Raw genomic sequence first — 19,101 nt, forward strand, 5'->3', positions numbered from 1 at the left:
ACTCCGCTTACAACGCTTTGACGACGAACAGGCCGTCGTCGTGCCCTTCTTCGGAACCACCGTAGACCTGCTCTGCCACGGTGCGGATCTTGCTGCCACGGGCCGCCAGGATCTGGTCCATGGCGCCGGCGAACCAGCCGGTGAACATGTAGTCCACCTTGCGCCCGCACTTGCCGTAGACGTAGACGAAGGCCGAGTGCTCGAGCTTGACGCTGGCGGTGCCCTGGTCGAGGTCGATGTCCTGGATCTTGAACAGGCCCCAGCCGCGCTGGGAGAGGCGCTTCATGTAGTGCTCGAACACCGCCACGCCTTCCAGGCCATGGCATTGGGCTTCTTTCTCGCACCAGTGCCAGGCGGACTTGTAGCCGGCCTTGTAGAGGATCTCGGCATAGGCGTCGGCGCCCAGCACTTCCTCGATGCCCATGTGGTTGTTGACGAAGAAATGCCGCGGCACGTACAGCATCGGCAGGGCATCGGACGTCCAGACGCCGGTCTCGCTGTCGACTTCGATGGGCAGTTGCGGGGCGATCTTGGCCATGGAAACTTGACTCCAGAAATTCATTCTTGGCTTGGCAAAGCCTTGGCTTTGCATGGAAAAAATTCGCGTGAATACCGCTGGAGCCGTCGCGAGCACACCGAGAGCAAGGAGACCCGCAGCGACAGGCGAGAGCAGTACGCATGTACGGCGAGCCTGTCGCGAGGACGCGACGCAGCTATCGGTGGGCGCAGCAGGCTCCGGGGATGTTCATCACTCGCCCCAGACGTCCTTGAGCACATTCACCCAGTTTTCGCCCATGATCTTGCGTACCACGCGCTCGGAGTGGCCGCGCTTGAGCAGGGTCTCGGTGAGGTTGGGGAATTCGCCCACGGTGCGGATGCCCAGCGGGTTGATGATCTTGCCGAAGTTGGTCAGGCGCCGGGCGTAGCCCTTGTCGTGGGTCAGGTACTCGAAGAAGTCCTGGCCGTGGCCCTGGGTGAAGTCGGTGCCGATGCCGATGGCGTCTTCACCGACGATGTTCATGGTGTACTCGATGGCCTCGGCATAGTCGTCGATGGTCGAGTCGATGCCCTTGGCCAGGAACGGCGCGAACATGGTCACGCCGACGAAGCCGCCGTGGTCGGCGATGAACTTCAGTTCGGCATCGGACTTGTTGCGCGGGTGTTCTTTGAGGCCCGAAGGCAGGCAATGGGAGTAGCAGACCGGCTTCTTCGATTCGAGGATGACTTCCTCGCTGGTCTTGGAACCGACGTGGGACAGGTCGCACATGATGCCGACGCGGTTCATCTCGGCGACGATCTCGCGACCGAAGCCCGACAGCCCGCCGTCGCGCTCGTAGCAGCCGGTGCCCACCAGGTTCTGGGTGTTGTAGCACATCTGCACGATGCCCACGCCCAGCTGCTTGAACACGTCCACATAACCGATCTGGTCCTCGAAGGCGTGGGCGTTCTGGAAGCCGAAGAGGATGCCGGTCTTGCCCAGTTCCTTGGCTCGGCGGATGTCGGCGGTGGTGCGCACCGGCATCACCAGGTCGCTGTTCTCGCGGATCAGCTTCTGGCTGGCGGCGATCTGGTCGACCGTGGCCTTGAAGCCTTCCCAGACCGACACCGTGCAGTTGGCCGCGGTCAGGCCGCCCTTGCGCATGTCCTCGAACAGCTCGCGGTTCCATTTGGCAATGATCAGGCCGTCGATAACGATGCTGTCGGCGTGTAGTTCGGCTGGGCTCATCAGGCTGTCCCCTTTTATCTGGCGATTCCTGCGCCGAATCGTCTGCCGGCGCTTTGGGGCCAGCATATGCCTGAGGGCCAGGGCGCCCCGATGCAAAAACGACAGGGGGTTTGCCGAAAGCGTCAAGCGCCGACAAAGCAGCGGATAGAGGGTTATCCGGGCCTCTGTTCTTTACCGGGGCCTTGCGCCAGAATTCGCCGCTTCAACGAAAGCTTCATTGGATTTGGGGGCAGCGCTGCAATGAAGAAACCGATCTTCCTGGCCTTGGTACTCTTGGCGAGCGGCGCACAGGCGGCCGAAGAAACCGACAACTCTCCCTGCGATGGTGTCGAAAACGACGTGCAGACCCTGGAGTGCGCGACCTATAACAGGACCACCGCCGAGCAGTTGCTCAATGACAATGTGCAGAGCCTGCTGGAACGCCTGGGCACCGTGTATGGCAACGACAAGGCTCAGCTGGGCGACATCACCGCCAAGGTCAAGAACGCCCAGCAGCTGTGGCAGAAGCAGCGCGACGCCGACTGCGCCGTGGAATCCTTCCCGGCCAAGCCCGGCAGCAAGGCCTACAACATCGCCAGCAACGACTGCCTGGCGCGCATGAGCGACGAGCGTTCGGAGTTCATCGAGTCCATCGCCCAGGAGTGATCCACCCCTGGCGCCGATCCGGGGGCGAGCCCTCGCCCCCCTCTCTCATGGGCCGCCAAGGCTCGCCAGCCTGTGCTTGACTACCCTGCTAAGCCCGGCTGGCCATCGTTCTCAATGGTGGACCGGGTCACTTTGCCCAGGGATTGGGGGACGCCATGGATTTTTCGCTGGATCAATTGCAGATGTTCGTACAGGCCGCGCGGACCGGCTCGTTCTCGGCCGCCGCGCGTCGGCTGGGCAAGACCCAGTCCACCGTCAGCCTGGCCATCGCCAACCTGGAAGACGACCTGAAGGTGGAGCTGTTCGATCGCAGCACCCGCAGCCCGGCGTTGACCGCCACTGGTCGGAAAATCCTGCTGCAGGCCGAGGCAGTACTGGAACGCTGCCAGGACCTGCAAGCCAGCGCCGATGGCTTGTCCCAGGAGCCGGAGCCGCAACTGACGCTGGTGATCCAGGCACCGTACGGTCCGCTGCTGCCGCTGTTGCATGAGTTCGAACAGGCTTTCCCCCAGGTCGACCTGTTGCTGCGCCAGCCTCACTCCAGCAGTGCCAGCGAACTGGTAGCCCGGGGTGAGGCGGCTCTCGGCCTGGCCCCCTCAGCGCCTGGTTACCCCCAGGCGCTGGAGTTCCAGCAAGTGGGCCGCTTGCACCTGGTGCATGCCTGCCGCCCGGACCATCCCCTGGCGCAGCGCAACCCTCTGAGCGCCGACGACTTGCAGCAGCACCGGCGCCTGTGCGCCTCCAGCCTGCCCAGCCAGCAGCCCCCCAGCAGCGAGTACCTGCGTTGCCTGCGGCTGTGGCAGGTACAGGACCAACACGCACTGCTGGAGATGCTGCGTGCCGGGCTCGGCTGGGCCGCCCTGCCCCGGCAACTGATCCAGCGCGAGCTGGCCAGGGGCGAACTGGTGGAACTGCACCTGGCCGACCCGTTCCACGGCGACTGGCAGGTCGGCATCGACCTGCTCTGGGCACGCCCAAACACCTTGGGCCAGGCCGGTACCTGGCTCAAGGAACGCCTGCTGCACAGCCGGGTGTACGAAATGGACCGCCGCGGACCGCCGCCCGCCCGCTAGTGAGAGGGGCAACAAAGGGACAAGCTTCTGTCGTTGGCGCTGAAGAAAATATAAGCAAGGATTAGAAATCCTTATTAAAGGCTTATATAGTCGCCATGAATGAGATTCTGTGGAGCAGAAAAGCGGTCAAGCAACTGCTGCGATTGCACAACGAGCACCAGATCCGAATTCGCGATGCAGTTTCCCTGCTGGCCGACATGCCGGCCACCGGCAACGTCAAGGCCCTATCCGGCCACGCCTATGCCTATCGCCTAAGGGTGGGCCAGTATCGCGTTCTGTTCGACTGGGACGCAGCGATCCATATCGTCAGTATCCAAGAGGTCAAGAAACGTGACGAACGCACCTACTGACATCCAGATCATCCATGGCCCGGACGGCAAGCCAGCTTTCGTGGTGATCCCCTACGAGCAGTACCTGGAACAGCACGGCCAGGCCGACCTGATCCCCCATGATGTGGTCAGCCGCATGGTCGACGGCGCCACGCCAATCCGCGCCTGGCGCGAGCACCTGCACCTGACCCAGGAACAGGTCGCCAACCGCCTGGGTATCTCCCAGCCGGCCTACGCCCAGCAGGAAAGCGTTTCTCGGCCGCGCCGCGCCACCCGCGAGCGGATCGCCGCGGCCTTCGGCATTCGCGCCGACCAGCTGGAGCTGTAAGCTGCGCACCAGCCAACGACTTTCACAAGGATTCCCCATGAGCATTTGCGGTATCGAGATCAAGGGCAGCGAAGCCATCTTCGCCCTCGCCTCCCTGCAAGGCGGCACGCTTGAACACCAGGCCATCGCCGTGAAGAAGATCGCCCTGGAAGACGACGATGAAGCAGCCAACGTGCGCACCTTCGCCGCCCAGGTGCGGGATTTTGTTCGCGAGCAGGGCATCACCCGGATCGCCATCAAGAAGCGCAGCAAGAAAGGCGAGTTCGCCGGTGGCCCTACCACCTTCAAGATCGAGGGCGTGTTCCAGTTGCTGGAGAATTGCGAGGTGACCCTGCTGTCGCCCCAGACCCTCACCGCCCAGCACAAGAAGCACGGCTACGAGCTGCCGGCGAGCCTCAACAAGTACCAGCACGAGGCGTACAAGGCGGCCTGCGCGGCGCTGCTGAAAAAGTAGTCCGCGTATCTGTAGGAGCGAGCGGGCGGCGATCCGACTGGCCCACGAGGCGTACGGCCTGACCCTATGGGTTGCCTGCATCGCGAGCCCGCTTCGCTCCCAGCAATAGGGCAGCTCAGAGCCTGCTCACGGTCTAGCGAGCGACGTTCAGGCCAGGCAAAAATGGCTGAGAAAGCGCAATTCAGGGTCCTGAATGAGCATTTCGAAGCCTTTTTTAACGCCCCATGGGCTAAGCGCAGCAGATCGAGAACAGGCTCTCAAGCCTTCTGGCTGTGTTGCCGATCCTCCCGTGGGCAGCGAGTGAACCGCGCGCGGTAGCTGCGGGTGAAATAGGACGGCGATTCGAAACCGCAGGCGATGCTCACTTCCAGCACGCTCAGGTCGCTCTGGCGCAATAACTGGCGGGCCTTGTCCAGGCGCAGCCCGAGGTAGAAATTGCTCGGCGTGTCGTTGAGGTGCAGGCGAAACAGGCGCTCCAACTGGCGTCGGGTGATGTTGACCGACTCGGCCAGGGCCAGGGTGCTCAAGGGCGGCTCGCTGTGCTGCTCCATCTCGCCGATCACCTGCACCAGTTTCTTGTTGTTGATGCCGTAGCGGCTGGCGACCTCCATGCGCTGGTGGTCCTTGCGCGGACGGATGCGCCCCAGCACGAACTGCTCGCTGACCTGGATCGCCAGCTGCGGGCCGTGGGCCTGGCCGATCAGGTCGAGCATCATGTCGATGGACGCCGTGCCACCGGCCGAGCTGATGCGCCGCCGGTCGATCTCGAACAGTTCCTGGGTGACGCTCAGCTGTGGATAAGACTCCTTGAAGGCGTCGATCGCCTCCCAGTGCAGGGCCACCCGGTGCCCTTCCAGCAGACCGGCCTCGGCCAGCACCACGCTACCGGTGTCGATCCCGCCCAGGGTCACCCCGTCCCCATCCAGGCGCCGCAGCCAGTGCTCCAGGGCCGCGCCGAAGGAGCGCAGCGGCTCGAACCCGGCCACCACCAGCAAGGTGGCGCCCTTCTTCAGCGGCTCCAGCGCGGCATCGGCGTTGACCGACATGCCGTTGCTGGCCAGCACCGCCCCGCCATCCACACTCAATACATGCCAGCGATACAGCCCGCCGCGAAAGCGGTTGGCCACCCGCAAAGGCTCGATGGCCGAGATGAAGCCGATGGCCGAGAACCCCGGCAGCAGCAAGAAGTAGAAATCCTGGGACATGGGACGCACTCGGAGGACGGGCGGCGTGGCCATTGTGATACGCCGTTTCCCGGGCGGCTTCAAGACACGAGGTCGCTGCAGTGCAAGAGCCGGTCGCCGCTGTGCGTTTTCGCAACCCGCCAGCTGCGTAACGTGGCATCACCGGCGCACAAAGACGCCGGGCCCACAATAACGACCTGCCGAGGAAACCCTCATGAAACGACTGATCAGCCGTTGCGTCCTGGCTCTTAGCGGTACCCTCCTGTTCAGCTCCGGGGCCATGGCCGCCGATGCCGCCAGTTGCCAGAACGTGCGCCTGGGCGTGGTCAACTGGACCGACGTGATCGCCACCAGCGCCATGGCCCAGGTCCTGCTCGACGGCCTCGGCTACAAGACCAAGCAGACCAGCGCCTCGCAGCAGATCATCTTCGCCGGCATCCGCGACCAGCGCCTGGACCTGTTCCTGGGCTACTGGAACCCGCTGATGACCCAGACCATCACCCCGTTCGTCGAGGCCGGCCAGGTCAAGGTCCTCGACCAGCCCAGCCTGAAAGACGCCCGCGCCACCCTCGCCGTGCCCACTTACCTGGCGGACAAGGGCCTGAAGAGCTTCGCCGACATCGCCCGGTTCGAGAAGGAGCTGGGCGGCAAGATCTACGGCATCGAGCCCGGCTCCGGTGCCAATACCCAGATCAAGGCGATGATCGCCAAGAACCAGTTCGGCCTCGGCAAGTTCCAGCTGGTGGAGTCCAGCGAGGCCGGCATGCTCGCCGCGGTGGACCGCGCGGTACGGCGCAAGGAGGCGGTGGTGTTCTTCGGCTGGGCGCCACACCCGATGAACGTCAACGTGCAGATGACCTACCTCTCCGGCAGCGACAACGCCCTGGGGCCCGATGAAGGCCGGGCCACGGTCTGGACGGTCACCGCCCCCAGCTACGCCCAGCAGTGCCCCAATGTCAGCCGGCTGCTGGCCAACCTGACCTTCAGCGCCGAGGACGAGAGCCGCATGATGCAGCCGCTGCTGGACCACAAGGACGCCCTGGAATCCGCCCGGCAGTGGCTCAAGGATCACCCGCAAGACCAGCAGCGCTGGCTCGACGGGGTGACCACCTTCGACGGCAAGCCGGCCATCGAGCACCTGCAACTGACCCGCCAATAACCTGAAGACCTGTGCCGTCGCGCCGCCCGCCAGGGCCGCGCACGGCAGCGCCACGCCCCCAGCAAACACGCCTGTAAGGAAATTGCACCATGAACCACGACGTCATCATCACTTGCGCACTCACCGGGGCCGGCGATACCACCGCCAAGAGTCCCCATGTACCCATCACCCCCAAGCAGATCGCCGCCGCCGCGGTAGAAGCCGCCAAGGCCGGGGCCACCGTGGTCCACTGCCACGTCCGCGATCCCCGGACCGGCAAGTTCAGCCGCGACGTGGCGCTGTACCGCGAAGTCATGGAGCGCATCCGCGAGGCCGACGTCGACATCATCGTCAACCTCACTGCCGGCATGGGCGGCGACCTGGAAATCGGCCCGGGGGAACGCCCCACCGAGTTCGGCCCCAATACCGACCTGGTCGGCCCGCTGGCGCGCCTGGCCCACGTCGAGGCGCTGCTGCCGGAGATCTGCACCCTGGACTGCGGCACCCTGAATTTCGGCGACGGCGACACCATCTACGTCTCGACCCCGGCCCAACTGCGGGCCGGCGCCAAGCGTATCCAGGAACTGGGGGTGAAGGCCGAGCTGGAGATCTTCGATACCGGCCACCTGTGGTTCGCCAAGCAGATGATCAAGGAAGGCCTGCTGGACGACCCGCTGTTCCAGCTGTGCCTGGGCATTCCCTGGGGCGCCCCGGCCGATACCACCACCATGAAGGCCATGGTCGACAACCTGCCGCCGGATGTGGTCTGGGCCGGCTTCGGCATCGGCCGCATGCAGATGCCGATGGCCGCCCAGGCCGTGCTGCTGGGCGGCAACGTACGGGTCGGCCTGGAAGACAACCTGTGGCTGGACAAGGGCGTGCTGGCCACCAACGGCCAGTTGGTGGAGCGCGCCAGCGAGATCCTCAGCCGCCTGGGAGCAAGGGTCCTGACCCCGGCCGAGGGCCGCCAGAAGATGGGCCTGAACAAACGCGGATAACCACTCCGGCCTTGTACGAGGCTGCGCACGGCGGCAACGCAGCCGCCAAAACAGCAACCATGAGTGACCGGGCACACCGCGCCGTCCGGCTTCACGACGGCTACGCCGCCGAACGCAGCCTTGCAGGCTCGGCAGCGGCTACAGATACCTCCATTTTTTGACCATCAGGACATTGCCATGCGTTTTATCACCGACATCAAGACCTTCGCTGCCCTGGGCAGTGGCGTGATCGGCAGCGGCTGGGTAGCCCGCGCCCTGGCCCATGGCCTGGACGTGGTGGCCTGGGACCCGGCTCCAGGCGCCGAGGCGGCGTTGCGCCAGCGGGTGGCCAATGCCTGGGGCGCACTGCAGAAGAACGGCCTGGCGCCCGGTGCCTCCCAGGACCGCCTGCGCTTCGTGGCGACCATCGAGGAATGCGTGCGTGACGCGGACTTTATCCAGGAAAGCGCCCCGGAACGCCTGGAACTCAAGCTGGAGCTGCACAGCAAGATCAGTGCGGCGGCCAAGCCCGATGCACTGATCGGCTCCAGCACCTCGGGGCTGCTGCCCAGCGAATTCTACGAAGGCTCGACTCACCCGGAACGTTGCGTGGTGGGCCACCCGTTCAACCCGGTGTACCTGCTGCCGCTGGTGGAGGTGGTGGGCGGCAAGCGTACCGCGCCAGAGGCCGTGCAAGCGGCGATCCAGGTCTACCAATCCCTGGGCATGCGCCCGTTGCACGTGCGCAAGGAAGTCCCCGGGTTCATCGCCGACCGTCTTCTCGAAGCGCTGTGGCGCGAGGCCCTGCACCTGGTCAACGACGGCGTGGCGAGCACCGGGGAAATCGACGATGCGATCCGCTTTGGCGCCGGCCTGCGCTGGTCGTTCATGGGCACCTTTCTCACCTACACCCTGGCGGGCGGCGACGCTGGCATGCGCCACTTCATGGCCCAGTTCGGCCCGGCGCTGCAACTGCCCTGGACCTACCTGCCAGCCCCGGAGCTGACCGACAAGCTGATCGACGACGTGGTCGAAGGCACCGCCGAGCAGTTGGGCACGCACAGCATTGCGGCCCTGGAGCGCTATCGCGACGACTGCCTGCTGGCGGTGCTGGAGGCGGTGAAAACCACCAAGGCCAGGCACGGCATGAGTTTCAGCGAATAACGCCTCCTGCAAGCCACTGCCGGGCGCCTTGGGGCCTTCGGCAGCGGCCCCGGGATTCCACTGCCCCTTGCCCGAGCCCCTGCCATGCCTGCACTGACTACCTACAACACCCGCATCATCAGCGACTGGGTCGATTACAACGGCCATCTGCGCGATGCCTTCTACCTGCTGATCTTCAGCTACGCCACCGATGCCCTGATGGACTGCCTGGGGCTGGACAGCGACAACCGCGAAGCCAGCGGCCACTCGCTGTTCACCCTGGAGCTGCACCTGAATTACCTGCACGAGGTGAAGCTCGACACCGAGGTGCAAGTACGCACCCAGATCATCGGCCACGACCACAAGCGCCTGCACCTGTACCACAGCCTGCACCAGGTCGGTGATGCCCGGGAGCTGGCCGGCAACGAACAGATGCTGCTCCACGTCGACCTCGCCGGGCCGCATTCGGCGCCGTTCACCGACGCCGTGCGGCAACGGCTTGCGGCCCTGCAAACCGCACAGGCGGACCTGCCACCTCCGGCCTGGATCGGCCGGGTGATCGGCCTGCCCGCGCAGAAGTAATCCCCAACCCGAAAAGGAGATCGCCGTGCACACCGCCGCCTTTGCCGACTACCGCAGCTATCCGTTGATCAGCGCGCTGGCCACCGTCCAGGCCTTGCCGGACCAGGTCCTGGTGCAGTGGGCGGACGGTCGCTGGAGCCCCTTCCACCACCCCTGGCTGCGGGACAACTGCTCCTGCCCCCAATGCGTCTATCCGGTGACCCGCGAGCAGGTACTGGAGATCCTCGATGTGCCCGAGGACCTGGCGTGCTCCAGCGCGCAAATCGACCACCAGGGTTGCCTGCAAGTGATCTGGCAGGACGGCCACCAGAGCCGTTTCGACCCAGGCTGGTTGCGGGCCCACGCCTATGACCCGCAGTCGCGCGAGGAGCGCCGCGTGGCCAGGGCCCACAGCCGGTTATGGGACAGCAGCCTGCAACTGCCAGTCTTCGAATACCAGGCGGTGATGGACGATCCCCAGGCGTTGTTGCAATGGCTGCTGGCGGTGCGCGATATCGGCCTGACCCAGGTCCGGGGAGCACCGACCGAACCTGGCGCGCTGGCAGCGATCGCCCGGCGGATCTCGTTCATCCGCGAAAGCAACTTCGGTGTGCTGTTCAACGTGCAATCCAAGGCCGATGCCGACAGCAATGCCTACACCGCCTTCAACCTGCCGCTGCACAGCGACCTGCCCACTCGCGAATTGCAACCGGGCTTGCAGTTCCTGCACTGCCTGGTAAACGACGCGGCAGGCGGCGAAAGCATCTTCGTCGACGGTTTCGCCATCGCCGATGCCCTGCGCCGGGAAGACCCCGAGGCGTTTCGCACCCTGTGCGAAATCCCCGTGGAATTTCGCAACAAGGACCGCCACAGCGACTACCGCTGCCTGGCGCCGATCATCGCCCTGGACGCCCTGGGCCAGGTGGCGGAGATCCGCATGGCCAACTTCCTGCGCGGCCCCTTCGACGCACCGCCAGAACAGATGCCGCCCCTGTACCACGCCTATCGAAGCCTGATCGCCCTGACTCGCCAGGCGCGCTTTCGCTTGGTGCGGCGCCTGGAACCGGGGCAGCTGTGGTGCTTCGACAATCGGCGCACCCTGCATGCGCGCAATGCCTTCGATCCGGCCAGCGGCGCTCGGCACTTCCAGGGCTGCTACATCGACCGCGACGAACTGCTCTCCAGAATCCTGGTGCTACAGCGCTGATCCTCACCCCTCCCGCCCCGGCTCCGCCGTAGGAGCCGGCTTGCCGGCGAAGCTTGCCGGAGAGCTTTCCACAGGCAAAAAAAGCCCCGATCAAGCCGTGACAGGATCGAGGCAGGGACTACTGCTGAGGAGCTGCGGTGAGAAGGTGACCAAACCGACACGACGCGAGCTGGTTTCAGTCTGCCCACTCTGCCTTCCCGCGAGTTAGCCAAGAGCGACCTGCTCATAGGTAATAGGGCCACAGCCACGCCTTCAGATGTCCTCGGTATACAGCACCACCGTCACATAGAAATAGCCGATCTTGTGCCAATCCTGGCGCTGGTTGTAGGGCGTCTCTTCAGAGCCCATGCCAATCTGGTAATGACGCCCGGTCTTTTTATCCCTATAGGAAATGAAACCCTTCGTTTCCCAGCCGCAGCAGACAAACCTGAGCCCCTCCTGAACCCCCAACTCCCGCTGCAGATAGCGCTCTACCTCATGGGCATCCTTACCTTTGACCCGGTAACTGGCGGTCAGCGGTGCGCCCTGATCCTGGGGCTTCGACTCACAACGGAAAAACTCCAGGGACTTCGGTGGATCGGTCATGGCCTTCAGAAAATCGCCACACTCGGGAGCTGCCAGAGCAGCGCTGGAAACCGTCAACAACAAACAGGCGAACCCCATTCTGAACATCACGTTCATCCACTCCAGCTCCATGGTTTGCCACTCGGCGGCCATCCTACCGAACACCCAGCGCTTGCACAGAGTGTCTTTGCGCGGCAGGAGCGCTCATTACCCCACCCTTCAGGCAAGCCCGAGGCCTCATAAGCAAGCGCCGCAAGACTTGATTGCGCCGCCTTTTCCCAACGCTGTGGCAACCGGCCATGGTCATCGACTTAGCCGAAAACGACCTGTTCATAGGTAAACGGGCCATCGCGACAATCTGCCCTTGCCGCCATCGGGACGGCCTACCAGAATCGGCTGGCGACCCCACTCCCTGAACAAGGATAAGCGCCATGATGCACGCGGATTTGATTGACCAGGACGACCTGCTGGGGCAACTCCGGGCCCTGGGTTTCGAGATGCCCGCAGGCGCCAGTGCCGAGCAGGCCTGCGAATGCGCAGTCAGGGGCCTGAGCGATGCCCGGGCCAAGGCACTCAAGGGCATGGTCGAGCAGATGCTCACCGGCAACGCGACCATTCTTCCTGCCGTGCGCCAGGCCCTCGACCGCCAGCTGTTGCCGGCATTGGCCGAGTACCAGCAGCAAAAACGCGCCTGAATCGCCCCGGTGCCATGGGCCGGTTGCTAGAGTACGCACCTCTTTGTACTGCACAGGCGACTGCCCATGATCCGTATCCTGCCCGGCCAAGCCGCCGATCCCGGCCATTGGCTGCAATTGCGCCTGGGCCTGTGGCCCCACTGCCCCCCCGAGGAACACCGGGAAGAAATCCGCCAGATGCTCGCCGAGCCCGCTCGCTACGGCTGCTGGCTGGCCCAGGCCGCCAGTGGTGAAACGCTGGGCCTGGCTGAGGCGTCGTTGCGCCGCGACTACGTCAATGGCACCGACAGCTCGCCGGTGGTGTTTCTGGAAGGTATCTACGTCGCTCCCGAACACCGGCGCCAAGGCATAGCCCAGCGCCTGATCGAACAGGTCAGCCAGTGGGGGCGGCAGCAGGGCTGCGTGGAGATCGCCTCGGACGCCAGCCTGGACAACCTGGTCAGCCATGCCCTGCACCACGCGCTCGGCTTCGAGGAAACCGAGCGCGTGGTGTATTTCAAGAAGGCGCTGTGACCGGGGCGGCCTGCGACCGCGCCTAGAGACGCACGCTGGCGAAGGTGGATTCGTTGCGCGCCTGGCTCAGGGCCGACAGTGGCCCCGACAGTGGCGCCAGGACCATGGCCTGGGGCAGCGGCATCATCGCCACCTGCTGGGTGGTGTTGGAACCGATGCGCTCGTCCCGTGGCGGAATGCCGAAATACTCGCGGTAGCACTTGGAGAAGTGCGGGGTGGAGACGAAACCGCAGACCGAGGCCACTTCGATGATCGACATCGGCGTCTGCTTGAGCAGTTGCCGGGCGCGGATCAAGCGCAGCTTGAGGTAGTAGCGCGATGGCGAGCAGTGCAGGTACTTCTGGAACAGGCGCTCCAGTTGCCGGCGCGATACCGCGACGTACACCGCCAGTTCGTCGAGGTCGATCGGCTCCTCCAGGTTGGCTTCCATCAGCGCGACGATTTCCTGCAGCTTGGGCTGGTTGGTGCCCAGCATGTGCTTGAGCGGTACGCGCTGGTGGTCCTGCTCGTTGCGGATGCGCTCGTAGACGAACATCTCCGAGATCGCCGCCGACAGCTCGCGGCCGTGATCGCGGCTGATCAGGTGCAGCATCATGTCCAGCGGCGCGGTGCCTCCGGAGCTGGTGAAGCGGTTGCGATCGAGGGTGAACAGGCGGGTGCTCATGGCCACCCGGGGGAAGGCTTCCTGCATCGCCGCCAGGCACTCCCAGTGCACGCTGCAATCGAAGCCGTCCAGCAGGCCGGCGCAGGCCAGCGCCCAGCTGCCGGTGCACACGGCGCCAAGGCGTCGGGACTGACGGGCCTGGCTCTGCAACCAGGACACATGCTCACGGGTCACGGTGCGCTGGATGCCGATACCGCCGCAGACGATCACGGTATCCAGGCTGGGGGCTTTGTGCATGGAAGCGTCGGGAGTGATTTGCAGGCCATCACTGGCCCAGACCTGGCCGCCATCGACGCTGAGGGTGGTCCAGCGATACAGCTCGCGGCCGGACAGTTGGTTGGCCATGCGCAGGGGTTCGACTGCGGAGGCCAGGGAAATCAGCGTGAAATTGTCCAGCAGCAAAAAGCCGATGGATTGAGGCGCACGGTTCTGGGGCTGGGCCCCGGAGTTGAACGACGTCATCGCGATATCTCCTCACACAAAGCGGGTGATGGCCTCAGGCGGAGGCTCTTTTTATTGGTGCCCTGTCACTCGAGGGAAACGGGCTTGGTCATCACAGAGCAATTGCCATGCCTAAAGTTGAATGGGCATTCAATAACTCCTGAAAACGACGTCGCGAAGCCTCTACATAGCCCTTGCCTGTGTGCGGATTAGAGACATGCAGAACGAAAGTCGCCGGCGGGCGCCGGCGAGGGTGAGCAGTTAGGTAGCACTCGTAGAGCCGTCGCGCGTGCAGGCCACAGCCGAGTGTCACTCAAAGCGCAACGGGCCGACGAACGGGAATGCCCGTCGGCTCCGTGGGCCACTTGTCTAATCACGACGCGCTAAAAGGTGGCGTCCTCCCGCGCCGATGGGCCGTTTGCGCGCAGCGGCGGGCGGCTCAGCATTCCACGGCGCTTACGGCCAGGCCGCCGCGGGAAGTTTCCTTGTATTTGTCATGCATGTCGGCCCCGGTGTCGCGCATGGTGCGGATCACCCGGTCCAAGGAGATGAAGTGCTGGCCATCGCCACGCAGGGCCATCTGCGCGGCATTGATCGCCTTCACCGCGGCGATGGCGTTGCGCTCGATGCAGGGCACCTGGACCAGGCCGCCCACCGGGTCGCAGGTCAGTCCAAGGTTGTGTTCCAGGCCGATCTCCGCAGCGTTACACAATTGTTCCGGGGTAGCACCGAGGATCTCCGCCAGTCCCGCCGCCGCCATGGCGCAGGCCGAGCCGACCTCGCCCTGGCAACCGACCTCGGCACCGGAGATGGAGGCATTCTTTTTACACAGGATGCCGATGGCCGCCGCACCGAGGAAGAAGTCCACCACATTGGCGTCGGTCACCTCCTCGCTGAACTTCATGAAGTAGTGCAGCACCGCCGGGATGATCCCCGCCGCACCGTTGGTGGGCGCGGTGACCATGCGCCCGCCGGCGGCATTCTCTTCGTTGACCGCCAGGGCATAGAGGTTGACCCACTCCATGGCGCTCAGGGTCGAGCCGATCACATTGGGCTTGTTCAGCTCCTGCAGGCTGCGGTGCAGCTTGGCCGCCCGGCGCCGTACATGGAGCCCGCCCGGCAGCGTGCCCTCATGCTTGAGACCTTGTTCCACGCAGTCCTGCATGGCGCGCCAGAGCGCCATCAGCCCACTGCGGATTTCTTCCTCCGAGCGCCAGGTCTTCTCGTTGGCCAGCATCAGCTCGGCCACCCGCAGGTTGTGCCTGCGGCACAGATCCAGCAACTCCACCGCACTGGAGAAATCGTAGGGCAGCTCGCTGCGATCCAGGTCCGCCACGCCACTGTCGGCCTGGGCCTGGTCGACGACAAAACCGCCGCCGACCGAATAATAGGTGTCGCGATGCAGTTCCCCGCCCTCGCCTTCGGCCACCAGGGTCATGGCATTGGGGTGGAATGGCAGGTTCTCGTCGAGCAGGCGCATGTCCCGTGACCAGATGAACGGCACCGGCAGGCGCCCGTCCAGCAACAAGGTAGAGGTCTGTCGCAGCAGGTCGATGCGGGTGCCGATCAAAGAGGGGTCGATCGCATCGGGCCACTCGCCCATCAGCCCCATGATCACCGCGTTGTCGCTGCCATGGCCGATACCGGTGGCCGACAGCGAGCCATAGAGCTGGACCTCGATCCGGCGCACCTGATCCAGCAGCTGTTTTTCACCCAGCGCCTGGGCGAACAGCGCGGCTGCGCGCATGGGGCCGACGGTGTGGGAACTGGAGGGGCCGATACCGATTTTGAACAAGTCGAAAACACTGATAGCCATGCCTGGGTGACTCCTCGATGAGCACAGTCCGGACGCCGAAAACGCCCACTGACGGAGCTGCTACGCTCAAGCTGCAATCCGCCGAGAAGGGCGCATCATCAGGCTTTTGCCGGGTTTGCCGACGTCTGACACCGACTCGTTCATGTCCACCAACGCCGCTTGGCGACAGGGCCTGATTCCGGGCGTTTTTTGCGCCCCGGATGAAGGAAAAATTGCGGAAAAACGCTGTAAGCGACGTCACCGACACTGGATGCGACCCTCCCTGTACTGGATACGACGCACCCCGTAGGCGACAGATTTTCACTGGTACATGATCAGTCTCGACTCGATTGCAAGGGGCTGTTGACGTTTGGTGGCAGGCCGCGACGGCGGTCCACTTGGCAAACGTCAACAGCCCCTGGGGTGGTAGAGCTGTTCCCGACACACCAACCGCCACACTTAATAAGCGCGGTCCAAACGCCGCCAAGAAGAACATCCAGGAGTCTCCCCTCTATGAAAGGTTCCCCCTCGTTGTTGCTGGCCGCCATGCTGGGTCTGCCGCTTCTGGCACACGCTGCAGAACCGGCACAGTGCGGTACCGTGAACTTCTCCGATGTCGGCTGGACCGACATCACCGTGACCACCGCCACCACCAGCGTCGTGCTCAACGCCCTGGGCTACAAGACCAAGACCACGATGATTTCCGTGCCGGTGACCTACAAGTCCCTGGCCGACGGCAAGAACATGGACGTCTTCCTGGGTAACTGGATGCCGACCATGGAAAACGACATCAAGGCCTATCGCGAGGCCGGTACCGTGGAGACCGTGCGCGCCAACCTGGAGAACGCCAAGTACACCCTGGCCGTTCCCGAGGCCTTGTATGACAAGGGCCTCAAGGACTTCGCCGACATCGTCAAGTTCAAGAAGGAACTGGACGGCAAGATCTATGGCATCGAGCCGGGCAACGACGGCAACCGCACCATCCAGAGCATGATCGACAAGAATGCCTTCGGCCTGAAGGACGCCGGTTTCAAAGTGGTGGAATCCAGCGAGGCGGGCATGCTCAGCCAGGTCGAGCGCGCCCAGCGCCGCGACACCGCGGTGGTGTTCCTGGGCTGGGAACCGCACCCGATGAACACCCGCTTCAAGATGAAGTACCTGACCGGCGGCGACGAGTTCTTCGGCCCCAACTTCGGCCAGGCGACCATCTACACCAACACTCGCAAGGGCTACGCCCAGGAGTGCAGCAACGTCGGCCAACTGCTGAAGAACCTGTCGTTCACCCTGAACATGGAAAGCACCCTGATGGGGAACGTGCTGGACGACAAGATGAAGCCCGACGCGGCCGCCAAGGCCTGGCTGAAGAACAATCCTCAAGTGCTCGATACCTGGCTCGCCGGAGTCACCACCATCGATGGCAAACCAGGCCTGGAGGCCGTCAAAGCCAAGCTGGCCCAGTAAGTTGCTTACGCCGGGCGGGTTCGCCCGCCCGGGCTGTTTTTCCATTGCATGCGGACGTTCAATACCATGCTCACTGATCAGAAAATCCCCCTGGGCCAGTACATCGCGGCCTTTGTAGAGTGGCTGACGAAACACGGCGCCAACATCTTCGATGCGATCGCCACCAGCCTGGAAGCCATGATTCACGGCGTGACGTTCGCGCTGACCTGGTTCAACCCCCTGGCCCTGATCGGCCTGATCGCCCTGCTGGCCCACATGATCCAGCGCAAATGGGGCCTGACCGTATTCGTCATCCTGTCCTTCCTGCTGATCCTCAACCTGGGGTACTGGCAGGAGACCATGGAGACCCTGGCCCAGGTGACCTTCGCCACCCTGGTCTGCGTGGTCATCGGCGTGCCGCTGGGCATCCTCGCCGCGCACAAGCCGATGTTCTATACCGCCATGCGCCCGGTGCTGGACCTGATGCAGACCGTGCCGACCTTCGTCTACCTGATCCCGACCCTGACCCTGTTCGGCCTGGGCGTGGTCCCGGGGCTGATTTCCACCGTGGTGTTCGCCATCGCCGCGCCGATCCGCCTGACTTACCTGGGTATCTGCGACGTGCCACAGGAGCTGCTGGATGCCGGCAAGGCCTTTGGTTGTTCACGCCGCCAGTTGCTGACCCGTATCGAATTGCCGCACGCGATGCCGAGCATCGCCGCCGGCGTGACCCAGTGCATCATGCTGTCGTTGTCGATGGTGGTGATCGCGGCCCTGGTGGGCGCCGATGGCCTGGGCAAACCCGTGGTCAACGCACTGAACACCGCCGATATCTCCCTGGGCTTCGAAGCAGGCCTGGCGATCGTGTTGCTGGCAATCATGCTCGACCGTATCTGCAAGCAGCCGGAACTGCCGGCAAGGGGTGAGGCATGAGCATCATTCGTTTCGAAGACGTCGACGTCATCTTCTCCAACAAGCCGCGCGAGGCCCTGGCACTGCTGGACAAGGGCCAGACCCGCGAGCAGATCCTCAAGCAGACCGGCCTGGTGGTCGGTGTGGAAAAGGCCAACCTGGACATCAACAAGGGCGAGATCTGCGTGCTGATGGGCCTGTCCGGTTCGGGCAAGTCGAGCCTGCTGCGCTGCATCAACGGCCTCAATACCGTGAGCCGCGGCAAGCTGTTCGTCGAGCATGAAGGCAAGCACATCGATATCGCCCACTGCTCCCCGGCCGAGCTGAAGATGATGCGCACCAAGCGCATCGCCATGGTGTTCCAGAAGTTCGCCCTGATGCCCTGGCTGACGGTGCGCGAGAACATCAGCTTCGGCCTGGAGATGCAGGGCCGCCCGGAGAAGGAGCGGCGCAAGCTGGTGGACGACAAGCTGGAGCTGGTGGGCCTGACCCAGTGGCGCAACAAGAAGCCGGACGAGCTGTCCGGTGGCATGCAGCAACGTGTGGGCCTGGCCCGTGCCCTGGCCATGGACGCCGACATCCTGCTGATGGACGAGCCCTTCTCGGCCCTCGACCCGCTGATTCGCCAGGGCCTGCAGGACGAGTTGCTGGAGCTGCAGCGCAAGCTGAACAAGACCATCGTGTTCGTCAGCCACGACCTGGACGAAGCCCTGAAACTGGGCAGCCGCATCGCCATCATGAAGGACGGGCGGATCATCCAGTACAGCAAGCCCGAAGAGATCGTGCTCAACCCGGCAGACGACTACGTGCGGACCTTCGTCGCCCATACCAACCCGTTGAACGTACTGTGCGGGCGCAGCCTGATGCGCAGCCTGGACAACTGCAAGCGGGTCAACGGTTCGGTGTGCCTGGACCCGGGTGGCGACTCCTGGCTGGACCTGGCCGAAGGCAACACCATCAAGGGTGCCCGACGCAACGGCTCGCAGCTGGACCTGCAGAACTGGGTGCCCGGACAGTCGGTGGAAGAGCTGGGCCGGCGCCCGACCCTGGTGGATTCCAATATCGGCATGCGCGAAGCCCTGCAGATCCGCTACCAGACCGGCAACAAGCTGGTGCTCCACGATAACCACAAGGTGGTGGGGATCCTTGGCGACAGCGAGCTCTACCACGCACTGCTCGGCAAGAACCTGGGCTGATGGACACAAACGACAACGCCGCGACCTGGGTCGCGGCGTTGTCGTTTGAGCGGGAATAGAGGTGCGAATTGCACCTGTTGCAGGAGCGGATGTGGCGGTACGCCACACATCGCTTC

General features: G+C 64.1%; 21 protein-coding genes. 15 read left to right on the forward strand and 6 right to left on the reverse strand.

The annotated features are described in order from the left end of the window. Positions 1-7: 7 nt before the first annotated feature. On the reverse strand, positions 8-538 hold the full coding sequence (locus I9018_RS29920; protein ID WP_022641515.1) for a DUF5943 domain-containing protein: 531 nt from the start codon (positions 536-538) through the stop codon (positions 8-10). A 210-nt stretch (positions 539-748) separates the two neighbouring features. After that, complete coding sequence (locus I9018_RS29925; protein ID WP_241108195.1) at positions 749-1,726, reverse strand: dipeptidase; 978 nt, start codon at positions 1,724-1,726, stop codon at positions 749-751. 240 nt (positions 1,727-1,966) lie between these two features. Here I9018_RS29925 and I9018_RS29930 point away from each other — a divergent pair, with 240 nt between their 5' ends. From I9018_RS29930 to I9018_RS29950, 5 genes are all read left to right on the forward strand, one after another. Further along, the gene (locus tag I9018_RS29930; RefSeq protein ID WP_068583118.1) at positions 1,967-2,371 is read left to right on the forward strand and encodes a lysozyme inhibitor LprI family protein; all 405 of its coding nucleotides are present in this window, start codon (positions 1,967-1,969) and stop codon (positions 2,369-2,371) included. Positions 2,372-2,526: 155 nt separating this feature from the next. Then, positions 2,527-3,444, forward strand: a complete 918-nt coding sequence (locus tag I9018_RS29935) for a LysR family transcriptional regulator (protein WP_241108196.1) — start codon at positions 2,527-2,529, stop codon at positions 3,442-3,444. Between the two features lie 95 nt (positions 3,445-3,539). Next, positions 3,540-3,794, forward strand: coding sequence for a type II toxin-antitoxin system RelE/ParE family toxin (locus I9018_RS29940; protein WP_241108197.1), 255 nt, complete (start codon positions 3,540-3,542; stop codon positions 3,792-3,794). Next, entirely contained in the window at positions 3,775-4,101 is a 327-nt protein-coding gene (locus I9018_RS29945) for a helix-turn-helix transcriptional regulator (RefSeq protein WP_241108198.1), read from the forward strand. Before I9018_RS29940 ends, I9018_RS29945 begins: the two co-directional genes overlap by 20 nt. 37 nt (positions 4,102-4,138) lie before the next feature. Next, positions 4,139-4,555: a DUF3010 family protein gene (locus tag I9018_RS29950; RefSeq protein ID WP_022641519.1), complete on the forward strand. Its 417-nt coding sequence runs from the start codon at positions 4,139-4,141 to the stop codon at positions 4,553-4,555. Between the two features lie 257 nt (positions 4,556-4,812). Here the strand turns inward: I9018_RS29950 and I9018_RS29955 are convergent, their stop codons facing one another. Next, positions 4,813-5,760 (reverse strand): GlxA family transcriptional regulator, encoded by a 948-nt coding sequence (locus I9018_RS29955; protein ID WP_068583111.1) that lies wholly within the window; start codon positions 5,758-5,760, stop codon positions 4,813-4,815. 193 nt (positions 5,761-5,953) lie between these two features. On the opposite strand from I9018_RS29955, the gene I9018_RS29960 reads away from it, so the two are divergent. The 5 genes from I9018_RS29960 to I9018_RS29980 all read left to right on the forward strand — a co-directional run bounded on the left by I9018_RS29960 (position 5,954) and on the right by I9018_RS29980 (position 10,765). Continuing rightward, on the forward strand, positions 5,954-6,898 hold the full coding sequence (locus tag I9018_RS29960) for a choline ABC transporter substrate-binding protein (protein ID WP_068583108.1): 945 nt from the start codon (positions 5,954-5,956) through the stop codon (positions 6,896-6,898). 89 nt (positions 6,899-6,987) lie between these two features. Continuing rightward, complete coding sequence (locus I9018_RS29965) at positions 6,988-7,875, forward strand: 3-keto-5-aminohexanoate cleavage protein (protein ID WP_241108199.1); 888 nt, start codon at positions 6,988-6,990, stop codon at positions 7,873-7,875. A 177-nt stretch (positions 7,876-8,052) separates the two neighbouring features. Continuing rightward, complete coding sequence (locus I9018_RS29970) at positions 8,053-9,018, forward strand: L-carnitine dehydrogenase (protein ID WP_068583103.1); 966 nt, start codon at positions 8,053-8,055, stop codon at positions 9,016-9,018. A gap of 84 nt (positions 9,019-9,102) precedes the next feature. Next, the gene (locus tag I9018_RS29975; protein WP_068583099.1) at positions 9,103-9,579 is read left to right on the forward strand and encodes a thioesterase family protein; all 477 of its coding nucleotides are present in this window, start codon (positions 9,103-9,105) and stop codon (positions 9,577-9,579) included. A gap of 25 nt (positions 9,580-9,604) precedes the next feature. Next, positions 9,605-10,765, forward strand: coding sequence for a gamma-butyrobetaine dioxygenase (locus I9018_RS29980; RefSeq protein WP_068583097.1), 1,161 nt, complete (start codon positions 9,605-9,607; stop codon positions 10,763-10,765). A gap of 252 nt (positions 10,766-11,017) precedes the next feature. Here I9018_RS29980 and I9018_RS29985 read toward each other — a convergent pair whose 3' ends face one another. Then, complete coding sequence (locus tag I9018_RS29985; protein ID WP_241108200.1) at positions 11,018-11,446, reverse strand: DUF4952 domain-containing protein; 429 nt, start codon at positions 11,444-11,446, stop codon at positions 11,018-11,020. A gap of 314 nt (positions 11,447-11,760) precedes the next feature. Between I9018_RS29985 and I9018_RS29990 the strand changes: the two genes are divergently transcribed. Continuing rightward, complete coding sequence (locus tag I9018_RS29990) at positions 11,761-12,024, forward strand: hypothetical protein (protein WP_068576789.1); 264 nt, start codon at positions 11,761-11,763, stop codon at positions 12,022-12,024. Between the two features lie 66 nt (positions 12,025-12,090). After that, positions 12,091-12,537 carry an aminoglycoside 6'-N-acetyltransferase gene (gene aac(6'), locus I9018_RS29995; RefSeq protein ID WP_068576787.1) on the forward strand — a complete coding sequence of 149 codons (447 nt, stop codon included), beginning with the start codon at positions 12,091-12,093 and terminating at the stop codon, positions 12,535-12,537. A 22-nt stretch (positions 12,538-12,559) separates the two neighbouring features. On the opposite strand, the gene I9018_RS30000 is transcribed toward aac(6'), so the two are convergent. Together I9018_RS30000 and I9018_RS30005 are read right to left on the reverse strand one after the other, a co-directional pair. Beyond that, a complete protein-coding gene (locus I9018_RS30000) occupies positions 12,560-13,663 on the reverse strand; it encodes a GlxA family transcriptional regulator (protein ID WP_022641528.1) in 1,104 nt (367 codons plus the stop codon). Positions 13,664-14,081: 418 nt separating this feature from the next. Then, positions 14,082-15,458, reverse strand: coding sequence for an L-serine ammonia-lyase (locus tag I9018_RS30005; RefSeq protein ID WP_124347194.1), 1,377 nt, complete (start codon positions 15,456-15,458; stop codon positions 14,082-14,084). 492 nt (positions 15,459-15,950) lie between these two features. On the opposite strand from I9018_RS30005, the gene I9018_RS30010 reads away from it, so the two are divergent. From I9018_RS30010 to choV, 3 genes are all read left to right on the forward strand, one after another. Further along, positions 15,951-16,898, forward strand: coding sequence for a choline ABC transporter substrate-binding protein (locus tag I9018_RS30010; protein ID WP_068576784.1), 948 nt, complete (start codon positions 15,951-15,953; stop codon positions 16,896-16,898). A 66-nt stretch (positions 16,899-16,964) separates the two neighbouring features. After that, positions 16,965-17,810 carry a choline ABC transporter permease subunit gene (gene choW, locus I9018_RS30015; protein WP_068576781.1) on the forward strand — a complete coding sequence of 282 codons (846 nt, stop codon included), beginning with the start codon at positions 16,965-16,967 and terminating at the stop codon, positions 17,808-17,810. After that, positions 17,807-18,985, forward strand: a complete 1,179-nt coding sequence (gene choV, locus I9018_RS30020; RefSeq protein WP_068576779.1) for a choline ABC transporter ATP-binding protein — start codon at positions 17,807-17,809, stop codon at positions 18,983-18,985. Before choW ends, choV begins: the two co-directional genes overlap by 4 nt. Positions 18,986-19,101: the final 116 nt, after the last annotated feature.

The sequence above is a fragment of the Pseudomonas sp. MPFS genome (assembly GCF_022537035.1).
GTDB lineage: Bacteria > Pseudomonadota > Gammaproteobacteria > Pseudomonadales > Pseudomonadaceae > Aquipseudomonas > Aquipseudomonas sessilinigenes.

Coding starts and splice junctions, on each gene's coding strand:
- I9018_RS29920 (WP_022641515.1), bottom strand. CDS start 538: ATGGCCAAGATCGCCCCGCAACTGCCCATCGAAGTCGACAGCGAGACC.
- I9018_RS29925 (WP_241108195.1), bottom strand. CDS start 1,726: ATGAGCCCAGCCGAACTACACGCCGACAGCATCGTTATCGACGGCCTG.
- I9018_RS29930 (WP_068583118.1), top strand. CDS start 1,967: ATGAAGAAACCGATCTTCCTGGCCTTGGTACTCTTGGCGAGCGGCGCA.
- I9018_RS29935 (WP_241108196.1), top strand. CDS start 2,527: ATGGATTTTTCGCTGGATCAATTGCAGATGTTCGTACAGGCCGCGCGG.
- I9018_RS29940 (WP_241108197.1), top strand. CDS start 3,540: ATGAATGAGATTCTGTGGAGCAGAAAAGCGGTCAAGCAACTGCTGCGA.
- I9018_RS29950 (WP_022641519.1), top strand. CDS start 4,139: ATGAGCATTTGCGGTATCGAGATCAAGGGCAGCGAAGCCATCTTCGCC.
- I9018_RS29955 (WP_068583111.1), bottom strand. CDS start 5,760: ATGTCCCAGGATTTCTACTTCTTGCTGCTGCCGGGGTTCTCGGCCATC.
- I9018_RS29960 (WP_068583108.1), top strand. CDS start 5,954: ATGAAACGACTGATCAGCCGTTGCGTCCTGGCTCTTAGCGGTACCCTC.
- I9018_RS29965 (WP_241108199.1), top strand. CDS start 6,988: ATGAACCACGACGTCATCATCACTTGCGCACTCACCGGGGCCGGCGAT.
- I9018_RS29970 (WP_068583103.1), top strand. CDS start 8,053: ATGCGTTTTATCACCGACATCAAGACCTTCGCTGCCCTGGGCAGTGGC.
- I9018_RS29975 (WP_068583099.1), top strand. CDS start 9,103: ATGCCTGCACTGACTACCTACAACACCCGCATCATCAGCGACTGGGTC.
- I9018_RS29985 (WP_241108200.1), bottom strand. CDS start 11,446: ATGAACGTGATGTTCAGAATGGGGTTCGCCTGTTTGTTGTTGACGGTT.
- I9018_RS29990 (WP_068576789.1), top strand. CDS start 11,761: ATGATGCACGCGGATTTGATTGACCAGGACGACCTGCTGGGGCAACTC.
- I9018_RS30000 (WP_022641528.1), bottom strand. CDS start 13,663: ATGACGTCGTTCAACTCCGGGGCCCAGCCCCAGAACCGTGCGCCTCAA.
- I9018_RS30005 (WP_124347194.1), bottom strand. CDS start 15,458: ATGGCTATCAGTGTTTTCGACTTGTTCAAAATCGGTATCGGCCCCTCC.
- I9018_RS30010 (WP_068576784.1), top strand. CDS start 15,951: ATGAAAGGTTCCCCCTCGTTGTTGCTGGCCGCCATGCTGGGTCTGCCG.
- choW (WP_068576781.1), top strand. CDS start 16,965: ATGCTCACTGATCAGAAAATCCCCCTGGGCCAGTACATCGCGGCCTTT.
- choV (WP_068576779.1), top strand. CDS start 17,807: ATGAGCATCATTCGTTTCGAAGACGTCGACGTCATCTTCTCCAACAAG.